Raw genomic sequence first — 16,239 nt, 5'->3', positions numbered from 1 at the left:
GCCATCACACCGATCAGCCACCGGGGAGGGGCCCATGATCGACACCACCGAAGCTCTTGACGCCGAAGCACTCTTCGCCGCGATCGTCACCCAACTCAGCGACGTGCAATGGGATCCGGAGATGACCGGCCCTCAAGCTTTCGGCGCGATGAAACAAGTCCTGTTGTTGCGGAACCTGATCGATCACCACGCCACCACCCTCACCGGCGAGATGGACCGGCTCGGCGTCGCCGACCACAAAACCACCCGACTGCGAGAACTGTTGATCAGCATGGGCTTCGCACCCGCCGTCGCTTCACGATATGTGCGGGTCGCGGCCACCACCGACATCGATCTACTGCTCGCGCATGCGGCCGACGGGTCGATATCGTCAGAGCATAATGATGCCATCGTCCGCGGACTGGCGCACATCGACACCCGCTCCCCCGAACCTATGGACACCGTCCAACGCTGCGAGTTCCTGCGGAAACTGCTGTCGCACTATTTCGCCGGTTTCACTCCAGCCGAGATCACCACCTACGCGCGGCAGTTGGGTAACGAGCTCGCCGCGGAGACGCCTGGCGGGTTGCCAGCTGCGGAGGACAAGAAGATCAACTCCTACAGCGACCGCATCACCGACGACGGACGGTTGGAAATCTCGGCGAACCTCGACATCATCGCCGGCGAGAAAACCCGGACGTTGATGGAAACACTGTCGGCGCCCAAGCCTCAGCCTGACGAGTCGCCGGACCCGCGGACACCCGAACAGATCTGTGCCGCCGCGTTCGAAACGATCGTGGAGTTGGCGGCACAAGGACTAGCGGACACCACCTTCTCGGCGAAACCGACCAACGGCCTGTTGTGGACCTGGTCGGCGGACAACCCGGCACTCGGTGGGGATTTGCAGAACATGGGCGCCATCACCGAAGCCACCGCCAAACTATTGTCGTGCGACACCACGATCACCAAAATCATGCTCGATCCCAATGGTGTGCCGCTCAGTGTTGGCGAAGAGAAACGCTTCTTCACCCCCGGGCAACGCAAAGCGTTGTTGGTGCGTGATCGCGGATGTATCAAATGCGGAGCACACGCCGGACGCTGCCAAGGACACCATGTGCACCACTGGGCCGACGGCGGGCCCACCGACCTCGACAACGGATGCCTGCTGTGCACCAGTTGCCATGATGATGTTCACCACCACGGATGGGACATCATCATCGGATTCGACCGCCACCCGTGGCTGATCCCACCCGCCAGCGTGGATCCGAAACGCCGACCCGTGCCGTCGTATCACCGACGCACCATGCGACTCGACGACACCGCAGCCTGACCCACGCTGCCCCACAACCTGATTCCCCGCACCCGGCCCGGCCGGGACCGCATCTGTTGTTTGAGAACTCCATAGAGATAATCCCACCCGATGGTCGAGGTGATGTGCCGACTGCGGCCCGGAACTCCTTCGGCACAAGGGGTCTCGAGGCTCGTCGCTGGCGCTCCTCGGCACCTCGACCACCGGGATGGGACGGCCGTCGGGCGGGAAGGGCGGAGCATCATAGATCGATGGTCGAGGTGCGAGCCGCGTGCGGCGAGCCTCGAGACCGCCTGTAGCAGAGCTGGAACCGGACCACCGTGGCCCGTATACCCATCGGCACAAGGGGACGCTCCTATGTCTTGTCAAGAGCGGGTATTTATGCTGCGTGAGCTGGGGTTTCACCCCCGTTCGAGGGAGTGTTGTCGCCGTATTCGAGGAGACCGTAGAGCTCGCGCGCGACGTAGGTTTTCAAGCAACGCCGAATCTCGCGCTTACTCTTCTTCTTCCGCCCGTTCGACTCCGACTGCCATTTCTGCACATACCTTTTCGTCCGAGGATCATGCTGCATCCGCACCAACACGATGTGATGCAACGCCCAATTCAACCGACGATCCCCCGACCTGTTGAGCCGATACCGCGTGACCTCACCACTACTGGCCGGGATCGGAGCAGCCCCAGCCAACATCGCAAACGCCCCACGACTACGAATCCGACCCGGATGCGACCACGCACACAACACCGTCGCCGCCACAATCGGACCCACCCCGTGCACATCCAACAACGCCGGCTTCCACGACTTCACCACCGCCTTGATCTGCTTCTCCAACTCCGCAGCCTCGGCCTCCAACGACTTGACCCGCTTGGCCAACCTGCGCAACACCCGCGCCATCGCCGCCGTATCCGCATCCCAGGACTTACTGATCCGCAACACCGCCGCCCGATCAACCATCGCCGCCGTCGACGACTCGACCCGCACCCGATCCCGCAACACCTGCGGCGCCGACACCGTCAACCCAAACAACTGCCGAGCCCCATCAGCAGCACCCTGCACCGCCGACGCCCGCACCGCCAACAACGCCGCCAGCCGATCCCGCCGCGCCCCACTACGCGGCACCCCCAACTGCGGGCGCGCCAACGCCTCCCGCGCCGCCCGCACCGCATCAATCTCATCACTCTTAGCACCATGACGACGCTTCATCCGCTCCGGCCGATCAAGCTCAATCACGTTCTCCACCAAATCATCACCCAGCAAATACCGACACAACCCCGCCCCGTGCGACGAGGTCCCCTCCACCGCCCAAAACCGCGCCGGAGAATACCTATCGGCAAACACCACCAACCGCGCGAACCCATGAACATCCGCGCTCACCCGCACCTGACCCAACACCGCACCCGTACGCGCATCCACCGCCGCAGCAGCATGCTCATGCACATGAGTGTCAACGCCGATCACCACCTCGACCAGCTCCCGCAAATCCGTCACACTAGTCACGTGTTCTCTCCATTCCAGTAGGGAACCAACAGTGGTTCCGGCCCGGGAGAGCGGCAGGCACGACTATTGACGGGACACAGATGACGCGGCTACGTCATCAGGTCAAGCTCCTATCAAGCAACCCGCACACCCGGGCCGGGGCCGATGAACCAGAGCGGACAAGTCCCGTTCAGGACACGAAGTCAGTCTCGAGGAGGGCCACACCCCGGTCCATCACCCACAACCTAATACGGCTGCACCCCTAATTCTCATAGACTCGAGGCCCGGCGCCTGGGGCGCCGTGCACCTCGACCATCGGGATGGGACGGCCGTCGGGTGGGAAGGGCCACCGGGTACAGGAAGGCGTCAGCATCCTTCCGTGGCGAGTCGCCTTCCTCCGATGGTCGAGGTGCGAGCCGCGTGCGGCGAGCCTCGAGACCGCCTGCAGCAAAGCTGGAACCGGGCCACCATCTCCCGAATACTCATCAAGACAACAGTTCTCGAGGTAAACTACCGATCCGAGGTGTCACACACCGACGATGCGGGAGACCTCTGCGGGATCGACGTCGTCGATCTCGGCGGGGACGAAGGCGGGAGTTCGGTCTTTGTCGACCAGTACCGCTCGCACGCCTTCGGCGAAATCGTGGGTTGCGGTGATCTTTTCGGCGGAATGCAGTTCGCGTTCGAGGCATTCGTCGAGCAACGCGGTCTCACCGAGTTCGAGCAGTCGCGCGGTGACCCAGAGGCTGGTCGGCGATGCGTGGCCGAGAAGGTCGAGCATCTGCGCGGCCCACTCGTCGCCGACCGCACCGCGCAACCCCCCGACGATCGCTGCGACATTCGTGTCGGAGAAATATTCGCCGATCTGCTCCACGGGCAGCGGAGGGTGGTCGGTGTGCTTGTCCGGTGACGGCACCAGGATCTCACCGAGTGGTGCGCCGGAACGGATTCGGTCGGCAACGCCCCCGAGTTCCGCGGACGGCACGAAGTGTGTCGCCAGACCCACCGACAACGCCTGCGAACCGCGCACCCGAGCGCCGGTGAGCGCCAACCACATTCCGACCCCCTGCGGCAGCCGGGGCAAGAAGTAGGTGGATCCGATGTCGGGGAAGAAGCCGATCGCGGTCTCGGGCATCGCGATCATCGCCTTTTCGGTGACCACCCGGATCTCCCCGTGCACGCTGATGCCCAGACCGCCGCCCATGGCGGCACCGTCGATCAACGCGATGTGCGCCTTGGGGTATTCGGCGATCAACTGATTGAGCCGGTATTCGTGGGAGAAGTAGCGGGTGATCGACTCGCCATCACCGGCGAGTGCGCTATCGCGGATCGCGCGGATGTCGCCGCCCGCGCAGAAGGCGCGGTCGGTACCCGAGGTCAGCATCACGGTGTCGATGCCGTCATCGTCAGCCCAGCGCAACAGCACGTCATACATGTCGTCGACCATCGATTGGTCGAGGGCGTTGAGGGCCTTGGGCCGGTCGAGGATGATCTCGCCCACCCCGTTGGCGACGTTGGTGCGAATGTGCGACATGACGTTCACGCTAGCGCGTCAGCGCGCCGTCGGTCACCCGCCTCGACCTGCGACGTCGTCTCGGCCAGTGCCGCGCGCGTCGCGGCCTGCACCGACTCGGGAACCGTCGGCGCGAAGCGGATCTGCAGGGCGCACGACGGCGACGGCGGCAGCGATGTGACCTCACGCAACCCCTCCGGCGGGCGGCTGACCACCGGCAGCAACACCACGCCGAGCCCCGCACGGACCGCGGCGGTGACGCCGGCGAGGTCGGCCGACTCGACGATGATCGCGAAATCAATCTGTGCCCGCCGAAGGATGTCGAGGGCGACACCTCGGGTCGAGCAGGGTTCGTCGAACACCACCAGCGGCAGCGGCTTGTCGGGCTCGACGATGAGGTCCGGAGCCCCGAACCAGCGCATCGCCACGCGGGGGCCCAACAGTTCCGTCGTGGGGCCAACCGGTTCGTGATACACCGCGACATCGACGTCGCCGTTCTCGATGGCCGCAATCACCCGACGGCTGCGGTCGAGACGAAACGTGACCGCGTGCCCGGGGCACTGTTCCCGCAGGATCTGCGAGAGAAAGGGTAGTGACCAGTCCGCGCCGTGCTCCGTCGTGGCCACCGTCAACGTCGGGGTGGCGGAGCGAATGTTCAAGCGCTGCACCGCATCATCATGTGCGGCGAGGATGCTACGCGCTTCGGCGAGCATCGTCTCCCCGTCCGCGGTGAACCGGGTGATCCGCCCTTCACGCTCGACGAGCTTGAGTCCGGTCACGGTCTCGAGCCGGCGGACATGCTGACTGACCGCGGACTGGGTCAGATGCAGCGCCGTCGCCGCGCGGTGAAATCCACCACAGGTGGCCACCGCGACGAGGCTGCGCAGCGGAGTGATGTCGAGAACCGTGTTGGCCATACCAGCCAGCCTACGTCGATTACGATTCATGATCAATCACGATTACTGATCATTGTTGGACGGCGCGCCTGGTCGCCGCGCACGCTGGAGCACATGAGAATCCCTCCCCTACCCGCCGCGGCGTTCATCCTGTTGTGGGCCTTCGGCTATCCACTCGGGGCGCTCGGCGTGTCCGCGATGTCGCCGATGGCGCTCCTGACCATCCGATTCGCCGGGTCCGCGGCAGCCCTCGGCATCATCGCCGTCGTGACCCGCCGGGCCTTCCCCCGCGGACAGCAGCTCGGCCACGTCGCAGTCGTCGGGTTGCTGACTCAATTCCTCCAATTCGGCTGCGCCTACCTGGCATTGCAACTCGGGGTGCCCGCCGTCATCGTCGCACTGGTCATTGCCTTGAACCCGGTGGCCACGGCGATACTCGCGTGGCCTGTGCTCGGTCAGCGCCTCGGGTCGCGGCAATGGATCGGCATCGCGGTCGGCACGGCCGCGGTCCTGGCCGCGTGCCTTCCCCGGGTGATGGCCGACGCCTCGACAATGGGCATCGCCGTGGGCCTGACCCTCCTCGCACTGACCGGTGTCGCGCTCGGCGGCATCTATCAGCAACGCTTCTGCGGCGGAGTCGATCTCGTCGCCGGCAACGCCGTCCAGCTGGGCGTGGCCCTGATACCCACGGCCGCAATCACTCTCGCGACTCCCGAGTCGATCACCAACCCACTCCGGGCCGCCTGGGTGTTGCCGACGATGATCATCGCCTCGTCGATGATCGCCACCACCCTGTTCCTCCGGCTGGTCAACACCGCCGGTGCCGCGGCCACGTCGATGCTGTTCACGCTCATCCCCTCGGCGTCGGCACTGCTGGCGTGGGGTCTGCTCGGCCAACGCCCCGATATCGGGATCGTCATCGGACTCGTACTGGGCGCCGCGTCATTGGTGATCGTGCGACACCCTGGCGCCCCACCCCGGACCAACCAGCCCGCGACCACCGCAGAGCCCGGAACATCCGGCGAACAAAAGCGGTTGACACACTTGCCCGGGGGCGCGCTATCGTGAACGCGCATCTCTGATGCACGCCAGCCAGCTGAGTCACATCGAGGAGTGATCTGACAGTCATGAACATCTGAGGTCGGTAAACCACCGCGAAAGTCGACGCCGTACGCGACGTCGCCGCGGAATCCTCACCACCTCAAGGAGTTCTCATGGCGTCACCCCTGCACCCTTCCGGATCGATCACCCTCTCCGGCGTCTCCTTCGCCTGGCCTGATGGCACCACCGTCTTCGACGATCTCTCGATGAACGTCCCACCAGGGATCAGCTCACTCGTCGGAGCGAACGGCGCCGGCAAGACCACGTTGCTGCAACTCATCCTCGGCGCACTGTCGCCGACCACGGGCAGCATCTCGGTGTCCGGCGAGTGCGCGCTGGTCCCCCAGCATCCGCAGGCCCACTCCGACGACACCGTCGCCGACGTCTTGGGAATCGCCACAATTCGCAACGCCTTACGACGGATCGAGAGCGGATCGGTCCAACCCGACGACTACGACACCGTGGGCGACGACTGGGACGTCGAGGAGCGCGCGCTCGCGCAACTGTCGGCGTTGGGCCTCGTCGCCGACCTGGACCGGACCGTCGGCACCCTCTCCGGTGGCGAGTCGACGATGCTCGCGATCGCGGCCCGCCTCCTCCGCCGCCCCGACGTCCTGCTGCTCGACGAGCCAACCAACAATCTCGACACCGATTCGCGGACAGCTCTTTTCGAGGCGCTCGACGCGTTCTCCGGAACTGTCCTGCTGGTCAGCCACGACCTTGAGTTACTCGATCGCGTCGACACCACGATCGAGCTGTACCGAGGCAGAGTGCGGCTCTTCGGCGGTCCGTACACGCTGTACCGCGAGGTCCTCGACACCGAGCAGGCAGCCGCGGAGGCTGCCGTCGCCAACGCCGCGGGTGACCTGCGCGCACAGAAACGCGACCTCGCCGACGCCCAGATCGCCCTGGACCGCCGGGCCCGGACGGCGGCGAAAGCCGAACGCGAGAAACGGGTCCCGAAGATCGTCGCCCACGGCCGCAGGAACGCGGCACAGGTATCGGCGGGCAAGTATCGCACCTCGCACCGCGAGGACGTCGCCGCGGCGGCGGGTCGGCTGGAATCGGCGCGCGCCGACGTCCGTGCGGACCGGACCGCGCGGATCTCGATGCCCGAACCCGACCTCGCCTCGCACGCCCAGGTGATCGCCGACGACCGGTTGCGCCTCGACGGTCCGGAGCGAGTCGCGCTCGTCGGTGCCAACGGGTCCGGGAAGACCACCCTCATCGCCGACCTCATCGCCGGCGACCGCATACTCGTGCCGTATGCCCTGGTGCCGCAACACATCACCTTCGCCGATCCGTCGCAGACGATCGCCCAGGATCTCTCGGCGACACACCCGGATGCCACCGCGCAACAGGTTCGGGCGCATCTCGCGCGATTCCTGTTCCGCGGTAACGCCGGTGACCGTGCCCTCGCCGAGTTGTCGGGCGGTGAGCGCCTGCGGGTGGCGTTGGCGTCGGCGTTGCTCACCGACCCGACACCCAAGCTCCTGATCCTCGACGAGCCGACCAACAACCTCGACATCGACACCACCGAGGAACTGGTGTCGGCGTTGCGTGACTGGACCGGTGCGCTGCTGCTGGTCAGCCACGACCCCGGGTTCCGCGACCGCGTCGGCACCGACCGCACGGTGCGGATCGGGTAAGTGTCACCCGGGAGCAACGCCTCGGGGCGACACGCCCTAACAGCACCGGCCCTGCGGGTTGTTCTCGACGTGGTCCCAGCGGTGGCGCCAGTAGTCGCGCTCGCTCATCGGCGGCGTCGGATCACCGTGTGCGGCATGGTGTTGCAAGTAGCGCTCGTAGTCCCGGTCACCCATGACGCTGCCGACGTACCACGCGACTCGTTCACCCATCCGGTGCAGTATCTGCCTCATGTGACCGTCTCGGTCTGGCGCTGGGTGGCAATGTCATCCCACTCCCGCTGGACCTCGCGTTCGGCGGCGGTGGTGATGAGCCCGCTCGGACCGAAGATGCGTGAGGGTTCCGGTGGGTCCTCGGTGGTCGGGAGTCCACCAAGACGCAGCGCCTTCATCGAGATGTAGACACCGACGATCACCACGATGAGCACGAGTACCGCGAAGATGATCGACAACGTGCCCTGGATGAAGGTGTTGCGGATGACGGCGTCGATCTCGCCGATGTTCTTGGCGGTCTTGAACGACGTCTTGCCGGCGTCCTTGGCATTGGCGAAGTCGCGGTGCTGCGCCCAGTAGCCGATGGCCGGATTCGACGAGAAGATCTTCTGCCAGGAGGCGGTCATGGTGACGATCACGTCCCACACCAACGGGATTCCGGGTATCCACGCCCACTTGGCCTGTCCGCGTTTGAACAGGATGACGGTGACGACCGTCAACGCGACCGCGGCGAGCAACTGGTTGGCGATGCCGAATAGCGGGAACAGCGTGTTGATACCGCCGAGTGGGTCGGTAACGCCCATCAGCAGGATCGAACCCCATGCGGCGCAGACGATCACGGTGCACAGCCACGCTCCGGGCCGCCAGGACGGATCCTTGAAGCGGCTCGCGCCGGGAATGTTGCCGATGCCGTCGGAGAGCATGAACCGGGCAACCCGGGTGCCGGCGTCGACGGTGGTCAGGATGAACAGCGCCTCGAACATGATCGCGAAGTGATACCAGAACGCGCGCAACGATTCCCCACCGATGGCCCGCTGCAGTGTGTCGGCCATACCCATCGCGAGGGTGGGCGCACCACCGGTGCGGGAGACGATCGAGGACTCACCGACTCCCTGGGCGGCGGAGGTGAAGTCCGCTGCGGTGACCGGATTTCCGCTCACCCCGAGTCCGTTGACGTAGTCGGCGGCGCCCTGCGCGGTGCCGTCGGTCAGCGCCTTGGGTGCGTTCATGCCGAAGTAGATGTGCTGATCGAGGATGCAGGCGGTGATCAACGCCATGATCGCCACCGACGATTCGGTGAGCATGCCGCCGTATCCGATGATCCGGGCCTGCCCTTCCTTGGCCAGCAGTTTCGGTGTGGTGCCTGAGGCGATGAGGGCATGGAATCCCGACAGCGCACCGCAGGCGATGGTGATGAACAGGAACGGGAACAATGCGCCGGAGAAGGCGGGTCCCTTGCCGTTCCAGGCGAATTCGCTGACGGCCGGTGCCTTCATCACCGGTTGGACGATCAGGATGCCGAGGGCCAGCAGGGCGATCGTGCCGACCTTCATGAACGTCGACAGATAGTCGCGGGGTGCCAGCAGCAGCCACACCGGCAGTACCGCGGCGGCCACACCGTAGATGATGATCGCCCAACTCAGGAAGACCGGTGAGAGGGTGAACCAGTCCTTGCCCCAGCCGGATTCGCCGACGTAGCGGCCGGCGACGATGGCGGCGAGCAGCAACACCACACCGATCAGCGAGATCTCGCTCACGCGACCGGGCCGCAGATACCGCAGGTAAATACCCATGAACAGGGCGATCGGGATGGTCATCGCGATGGAGAACACGCCCCACGGACTGTCGGCGAGCGCGTTGACGACGACCAGGGCCAGCACCGCGATGAGGATGATCATGATGACCAGCACGGCGACGATCGCGGCGGTGCCACCGACCCGGCCGAGTTCGTCGCGGGCCATCTGTCCGAGGCTGCGTCCGCGACGCCGGGTCGAGATCGACAGCACCAGATAGTCCTGAACGCAGCCGGCGACCACGGCGCCGATGATGATCCAGATGGTTCCGGGCAGGTAGCCCATCTGCGCGGCGAGTACCGGTCCGACGAGTGGACCAGCTCCGGCGATGGCGGCGAAATGATGACCGAACAGGACTCGCCGGTCGGTCGGCATGTAGTCCTGCGCGTTGTCGAATTCCTCGGCGGGCGTGGCGTGATCGTCGCGGGGCTTGACGACCTTCATCTCGATCATCCGCGCGTAGAAACGGTAGGCGATCACATAGGTGCAGACGGCGGCGACGACGAACCAGACGGCGTTGACGTTTTCTCCGCGGATGAATGCCACGATCACCCACGCCACCGCACCGAGCAGGCCGATGACGGCGAACAGGATCTTCTTCGGCACGGTCATCGGTGAGCGGTCGATGATCGCGACCGGTGGGAGATCGGGATCGTTGCGGATGAACTCGACGTTCGGATGGTCCTCGCGTCGCTCGCTCGTCGGTGTCGGTTCGGTCATCGTCATGGCGTTGGTGGGCCCTTTCGACGTCTCGAGTGGAGCCACGGATAGTGGCCTGCGTCACTATACGCGGACGGTCAAAGCGGTCATACTGTCTCCCGATGAGCTGCAACGAAGCCGAAATGAGTACCAGCGCACGGTCGGAGAAGCCCACTCCGGTGGTGCTCGTTCACGGTCTGCGCGTCAGCGGTGCGTCGCTGCATCGCATCGCGAGCGCCGTCACCGACCGACCGGTGGTCCACCCCGACCTGCCCGGTCACGGCACGCGCAGCGCCGAGACCTTCACGATGGCCGAGGCGGTGTCCGCCGTCGTCGACGCCGTCGACCAACTCGGCGCACCGGCGGTCCTCGCGGGAATGTCGTTGGGCGGCTATGTCGCGATGGCCACCGTGGCCGCGCATCCCGAACGCGTGGCAGGGCTCGTCGCGATGGGATCGACCGCCCAGCCCAGCGGGTTGTTGGCCGCACCGTTTCGGTTGTTCGGCGCGGCCACCTCGTTCCTACCCGCGCAGAGCGCCGAGATCAGCCGGTTCCTCACCCGGATGGCGTTGGGCGCGCAGGTCTCCGACGACATGGAGGCCGGCGGCCTCGCGTTGCACTCGATCGCCGATGTGGTCGACGAGATCGCCGGATTCGACGCCCTGTCCGCACTCGTCGGGTATCCGGGACCGATGCTGTTCGCCAATGGTGGCTGGGATCAGTTCCGAATCCACGAACGCAGGTTCGTCGCTCTGTCGCCGCGTGCGCGGCTACGCGTCATCCCTCGCGCCACCCATCTGTATCCGCTGATCCAGCCGGCCGTGGCGGGAACGATGATCAGTGAGTTCGCGGCGTCGATCGACGCCGAGCGGGTAACGCAGCCGACGTCGGCACCCTGAGCCTCACTCGATGGCTTCAGCGGCCTCGAGCCACGCCGCCTCGGCGGCTTCCTTGTCGGAAACCACTTGCCGTAGTTCGGTATTGAGCGACACCAGACGTTCGGGGTCGGTCGCCGCGGCCACCAGCGCGGCATGCAACTCGTCCTCGCGCCGCGAGAGTTGCTCGATCTGCCGCTCGGCCCGGTTCATCGCCTTGCGTGCCTCGCGATGTTCGGCGGCACTCACCGCGGGTCGCTCGGCAGGAGCGTCGGCCGTACCCGGGGACTGCGCGTCTGCGGCCCGCCCCTCTGCGGTCTGCCCCGATGCCGCCTGCGATGAACCCACCTTCGACGAACCCGAACCCGTGGTGCCGGAACGCATCTCACGACGCCGATCGAGATACTGCGCGATCCCGCCCGGCAGGTTGGTGAGCGAGCCGTCGCCGAACAACGCCCACGTGGAGTCACAGATCCGCTCGATCAGGTAGCGATCGTGGGAGATGACCACCATGGTTCCGGCCCACGAATCGAGGAGATCCTCGAGCTGTTGCAGGGTGTCGATGTCGAGGTCGTTGGTCGGCTCGTCGAGCAACAGCACGTTCGGTTCGGCCATCAGCACACGCGTCAACTGCAGGCGCCGACGCTCACCACCGGAGAGATCGCCAACCGGGGTACGTTGTTTGGCCGGCGAGAAACCGAGTCGCTCGGCAAGCTGACTCGCCGAATACTCCTTGTCGCCCAACATGATCCGCGCGGCCACCGACTCCACCGCATCGAGTACACGTTGATCCTCGTCGAGGTCGTCGAGTTCTTGGCGCAGCCACCCCAATTTCACGGTCACGCCCTCGATGCGACGGCCGGGGGCCACGTCGACCTCCCCGGCCAGCGCACGCAGCAGCGTCGTCTTGCCCGATCCGTTGACCCCGACCAGACCGATGCGCTCCCCCGGCGCCAGTCGCCAGGTCAGATTGTCCAGCAACGCCTGTCCCGCAGGTGTCTCGATGTGCGCGTCCTCGAGTTCGATGACGACACGTCCGAGCCGACGCTTGGCGAACGTCGACAACGTCACCGTGTCACGGGGCGGCGGGACGTCGCTGATCAGCTTCTCGGCGGCCTCGATTCGGTAGCGCGGCTTGGAGGTTCGGGCGGGCGGTCCGCGACGCAGCCACGCCAGCTCCTTGCGGGCCAGGTTGCGTCGCCGCTCCTCGGCGGCGTCGGCCAGCCGCACCCGCTCGGCGCGGGCGAACACCCAGTCGTTGTATCCGCCCTCGTACTCATCGACCCGACCGTCGTGGACCTCCCAGGTCCGGGTGGCGACGGTGTCGAGGAACCAGCGGTCGTGGGTGACCACGACGAGCGCGCTGCGGCGCCGCATGAGGTGGTCGGCGAGCCATTGCACGCCTTCGACGTCGAGGTGGTTGGTGGGCTCGTCGAGGATCAGGACGTCGGCCTCGGAGACCAGCGCGGCGGCCAGCCCGACGCGACGACGCTGGCCGCCGGAGAGTTCGTCGACCCGCGCGTCGAGCAGTTCGTCGACGCCGATGCCGGCGAGAATGCCGCGGACCCGCGGATCGCCGGCCCACTCGTGCACGGCGACGTCGGGGCCGCCGACGACGACCTCGGCGACCGTCTTGCCCGCCGGCAGCTCACCGCGCTGGGTGACCACGGCGATGCGCGCCCCACCCGCCCGCGACACACGCCCCGAATCGGGTTCGGTGACGCCACCGAGGATCTCCAGCAGTGTGGTCTTACCGCCGCCGTTGAGTCCCACCACCCCGATGCGTTGCTCCTCGTGCACGCCGAGGCTCACCTCGTCGAGCAGGGATTTGATGCCGAAGCTCTTGCTGATGCGGTCGGCGTTGATCAGCGCGGAGGGGGCGGGTGGCACCGGTAGACGATAACAACCCCGGACTGTCGGGCTCTCCTGTGGCGCCGACTCCCCGCCGGTACGGTGCTCAGTCCCGCCCGAATGCCGCCGCGGCGGTACCCATCACCTGATCGAGCGAATCGGCGACGACGTCGGTGTGGTCGGCGCGGGTGTGGGTGTGCAGGTCGACGTCGGTGCCGTCGGCCTGCATCGAGCGGACCAGCGTCGCGGTCAACGGGAACGGCACCACCGGGTCGAGCAGGCCGTGATCGATGCGGATCGGCACCGTGTACCCGCCGGTCGGCACCCGCGTGTAGTCGGCGAGCGCGGCCACGAAGCGCTCGTCACCCAGCGAGGAGTCCAGCAGATCCCCCGGCGCCACCGACCGCATCGCGGTCGACACCTCGCCGTTGCACTGCGAGCGGGCGAGATCGAGAGACCGCTTGCCCGCCTGGGTGAGGTGATCGGTGACGTGCAGATCGGGGCGCGCGTGGTCGAGGCCGGCGAGGATGTAGAGATACAGCGCACTGACGGTGTTGAGCTTCCCCAGGCTCGGCACGCTGGGCGTGAACGACTTGGTGAGCACCCCTTCGATACCGGAAGCCGGTGCCAGGGCCAGGATTTCACGCAGGTCCAGTTCCGGCGCGTATGACGGCGCCTCGTGGCCGGCGAACAATGCCGCATGCCCGCCCTGCGAATGGCCGGCGGAGACCCATTCGGTACCCAGCGACCCATCGCGGGCGCGGGCCGCGCGGATCATGTCGATCACCGAGTACGCGGCGGCCCGTCCGCCGAGATACTCGGTCTCACCGGGTGCGCCGAGGCCCGCGTAATCGGTTGCGGTGACCGCATATCCGCGCTTGAGTGCGTCGATGATCGCGGTGTCGACACCGGAGCCCTTGCGGGTCCGGCTCGGCGCGCACTCGTCGGCGATCCCGGTGGTGCCGTGCGCCCAGGAGAAGATGCGCCAGCCGCCCGACGGCGGCGTACCCTTCGGAACGTAGAACACGCCGGTGGACAACGCCATTCGATCATTCTGGTCGCGGGTCACATACGTCAGGCGTTGTCCCGACGCCGCGCCGGGCGGCAGGTCGGCGCCGACGATCGCGGCGCCGGCGAGCACGCGCCCGGGGACCGGGGTCGCGGTGGCCGAGCCGGCTCCGAGCGACGCCAGGCCGACCATCATCAGTCCGACCACGAATGCGACCACACCGACGAGCCCGAGCCGACGACATTCGCGGTGCGTCCGAGCGAACGCCCCGGGTACACCGCGGGCGTTGGCCCGCTCGGCCCGCGTTCGTGTGCGCGGCCGTCGGGGTCGCTCGATCACTGCCCGGGCACCTGTCGGGTCGCGCCGCTGACCGGCCCGGATGCGGTGCGTACCGAACGGGCCACCCCGGCGCCGGACAGTTCGGCGGCCACGGCCACCGCGGCGTCGGCGTCGGCGCACAGGAAGGCGCACGTCGGCCCCGATCCGGAGACGATGCCGTTCAACGCGCCCGCGTCGACGCCGGCGCGCAGCGTTCGGCGCAGTCCCGGCTGCAGACTCAGTGCGGCCGGCTGCAGATCGTTGTGCAGCAGCGGCGCGATCTGCGTCGGCTCCCCGGTGGTCAGGGCCTGCACCAGCTCGTCGGGCCGCGGGTTGTGCACGTCGAAGGCGTCGGCGTGGTCGGCGCGCAGACGGTCGAGTTCGGCGAAGACGGCCGGCGTGGACAGTCCGTCGCGCGCGAACGCCAGCACCCAGTGCAGCTCACCGCGCGCGATCATCGGCATCAGTTGTTCACCGCGGCCGGTGCCCATCGCGGTACCGCCCTGGACCGAGAAGGGCACGTCGCTGCCGAGACCGGCGGCGATCTCCAGCAGCTCTGCACGCGGCAGATCGAGTTTCCACAGTGCGGCGAGAGCCACCAGGGCACCCGCGGCGTCGGCGCTGCCGCCGGCCATTCCGCCGGCGACCGGGATGCGTTTGACGATCTCGATGGCCACCCGCGGATCGCGGTCGGCCCACTTGCCGAGCGCGCGGACGGCCTTGATCGCCAGGTTGTCGTCGTCGAGGGGTACGTCGGCGGCGTCGGCGCCTCGTCCGCCCTCGCGGCGCAGCGTCACCCCGAGGGCGGCGGCGCGCGCGACGGTGACGTCGTCGTACAACGAGAGCGCCTGGTAGACGGTGACGAGATCGTGGTAGCCGTCGTCGCGGAGCGGGCCGACGCCGAGGTGAAGATTCACCTTGGCGGGCACGCGCACGGAAACGGCGTCGGAGATCACCGACAGGGACGCTGGGGACACGGGTATCCAGGGTAGTGAATCGCCGTGCGAGTCACGGTTGCCAACCCCGTTCGACCAGCGCGGCGACGTCGTCGACGACCTCGATCGCGCCCGCATCGAGCAACTCCGCGCCCGCGAAACCACCGGTCCGCACACCGACGCAGGCGATACCGAGTTCGTTCGCCGACGCCACGTCCCACACGCTGTCGCCGACGAGGACCGCGGTGTCACCGCCGGAACGTTCGCGCGCGACCGCCAGGAGATCCGGCGCAGGCTTGGAGTTCTCGGCGTCGTCGGCGCTGGTCACGACGGCGAAGTCGGAGCGCGTCAGGCCCAGTAGATCCAGCGCTGCGTCGGTGAACTCCTGCGCCCCCGACGACGCGAGCGCCACCCGATAGCCGCCATCGGCGAGCATCCGCACCAGTTCCGCCGCACGCGGCAGCGCGCGCACCTCGGGTAGCAGCTTGCGGTATTGCTGGGCCCACTCGTCGCGCAGGTCATCGCCGAGGGAGTTCTCGACGTCCGGCCCGCAGATCTCCCCCACCAGCTGATCGCCGCCCATCCCGATCGCGCGGTGGATACGCCACCATTCGGGGTACAGATCGTGCCCGGCGAAGGCGCGCTGCCACGCCAAGGCGTGCAGATGGTTCGAGTCGATGAGCGTACCGTCGACGTCGAGGAGCACGGTGTCCACAGGCGCCTCTTCGGTCGGCGTCTCTGTCCGGTCGGTGTGCGTCATCGCTGTCACTCCTGTTCCTCTTGGGTCGAGACCACGTGCCCACCATCCACCTTCGCACTGTTGGACGTCGAGCCGGTGGGACGTCGA

The 16,239-nt window shown here is 66.9% G+C and carries 13 protein-coding genes; 4 read left to right on the top strand and 9 right to left on the bottom strand.

The window, feature by feature from the left end; all coding sequences use genetic code 11:
• The first annotated feature begins 34 nt into the window (after positions 1-34).
• Positions 35-1,309 (top strand): HNH endonuclease, encoded by a 1,275-nt coding sequence (locus AC5ZH6_RS07255; RefSeq protein WP_496168790.1) that lies wholly within the window; start codon positions 35-37, stop codon positions 1,307-1,309.
• A gap of 358 nt (positions 1,310-1,667) precedes the next feature.
• On the opposite strand, the gene AC5ZH6_RS07250 is transcribed toward AC5ZH6_RS07255, so the two are convergent.
• The 3 genes from AC5ZH6_RS07250 to AC5ZH6_RS07240 all read right to left on the bottom strand — a co-directional run bounded on the left by AC5ZH6_RS07250 (position 1,668) and on the right by AC5ZH6_RS07240 (position 5,192).
• Positions 1,668-2,774, bottom strand: a complete 1,107-nt coding sequence (locus AC5ZH6_RS07250) for an IS110 family RNA-guided transposase (protein ID WP_464394480.1) — start codon at positions 2,772-2,774, stop codon at positions 1,668-1,670.
• A 514-nt stretch (positions 2,775-3,288) separates the two neighbouring features.
• On the bottom strand, positions 3,289-4,296 hold the full coding sequence (locus AC5ZH6_RS07245) for an enoyl-CoA hydratase/isomerase family protein (RefSeq protein ID WP_026920288.1): 1,008 nt from the start codon (positions 4,294-4,296) through the stop codon (positions 3,289-3,291).
• 5 nt (positions 4,297-4,301) lie between these two features.
• On the bottom strand, positions 4,302-5,192 hold the full coding sequence (locus AC5ZH6_RS07240) for a LysR family transcriptional regulator (RefSeq protein WP_020172038.1): 891 nt from the start codon (positions 5,190-5,192) through the stop codon (positions 4,302-4,304).
• 93 nt (positions 5,193-5,285) lie between these two features.
• Here AC5ZH6_RS07240 and AC5ZH6_RS07235 point away from each other — a divergent pair, with 93 nt between their 5' ends.
• A complete protein-coding gene (locus AC5ZH6_RS07235) occupies positions 5,286-6,239 on the top strand; it encodes a DMT family transporter (protein WP_020172039.1) in 954 nt (317 codons plus the stop codon).
• Between the two features lie 146 nt (positions 6,240-6,385).
• Entirely contained in the window at positions 6,386-7,921 is a 1,536-nt protein-coding gene (locus AC5ZH6_RS07230; protein WP_006369546.1) for an ABC-F family ATP-binding cassette domain-containing protein, read from the top strand.
• A gap of 36 nt (positions 7,922-7,957) precedes the next feature.
• On the opposite strand, the gene AC5ZH6_RS07225 is transcribed toward AC5ZH6_RS07230, so the two are convergent.
• Both AC5ZH6_RS07225 and AC5ZH6_RS07220 read right to left on the bottom strand, forming a co-directional pair.
• A complete protein-coding gene (locus AC5ZH6_RS07225; protein WP_370530183.1) occupies positions 7,958-8,131 on the bottom strand; it encodes a YbdD/YjiX family protein in 174 nt (57 codons plus the stop codon).
• A 17-nt stretch (positions 8,132-8,148) separates the two neighbouring features.
• Positions 8,149-10,425, bottom strand: coding sequence for a carbon starvation CstA family protein (locus tag AC5ZH6_RS07220; RefSeq protein ID WP_370530182.1), 2,277 nt, complete (start codon positions 10,423-10,425; stop codon positions 8,149-8,151).
• 101 nt (positions 10,426-10,526) lie between these two features.
• On the opposite strand from AC5ZH6_RS07220, the gene AC5ZH6_RS07215 reads away from it, so the two are divergent.
• Positions 10,527-11,303 carry an alpha/beta fold hydrolase gene (locus AC5ZH6_RS07215; protein WP_211542148.1) on the top strand — a complete coding sequence of 259 codons (777 nt, stop codon included), beginning with the start codon at positions 10,527-10,529 and terminating at the stop codon, positions 11,301-11,303.
• Positions 11,304-11,306: 3 nt separating this feature from the next.
• Here AC5ZH6_RS07215 and AC5ZH6_RS07210 read toward each other — a convergent pair whose 3' ends face one another.
• From AC5ZH6_RS07210 to AC5ZH6_RS07195, 4 genes are all read right to left on the bottom strand, one after another.
• Positions 11,307-13,169, bottom strand: a complete 1,863-nt coding sequence (locus AC5ZH6_RS07210; RefSeq protein WP_211542150.1) for an ABC-F family ATP-binding cassette domain-containing protein — start codon at positions 13,167-13,169, stop codon at positions 11,307-11,309.
• 67 nt (positions 13,170-13,236) lie between these two features.
• A complete protein-coding gene (locus tag AC5ZH6_RS07205) occupies positions 13,237-14,358 on the bottom strand; it encodes a lipase family protein (protein WP_211545423.1) in 1,122 nt (373 codons plus the stop codon).
• A 116-nt stretch (positions 14,359-14,474) separates the two neighbouring features.
• Positions 14,475-15,434: a 4-(cytidine 5'-diphospho)-2-C-methyl-D-erythritol kinase gene (locus tag AC5ZH6_RS07200; protein ID WP_211542152.1), complete on the bottom strand. Its 960-nt coding sequence runs from the start codon at positions 15,432-15,434 to the stop codon at positions 14,475-14,477.
• Positions 15,435-15,465: 31 nt separating this feature from the next.
• Positions 15,466-16,152, bottom strand: coding sequence for an HAD family hydrolase (locus tag AC5ZH6_RS07195; RefSeq protein ID WP_211542153.1), 687 nt, complete (start codon positions 16,150-16,152; stop codon positions 15,466-15,468).
• Between the last annotated feature and the right edge of the window lie 87 nt (positions 16,153-16,239).

It is taken from the genome of Gordonia sp. YC-XJ4, from assembly GCF_059511865.1.
The sequence above is the reverse complement of the archived record's forward strand: the minus strand, read 5'-3'. Positions and strand labels throughout refer to the sequence as shown.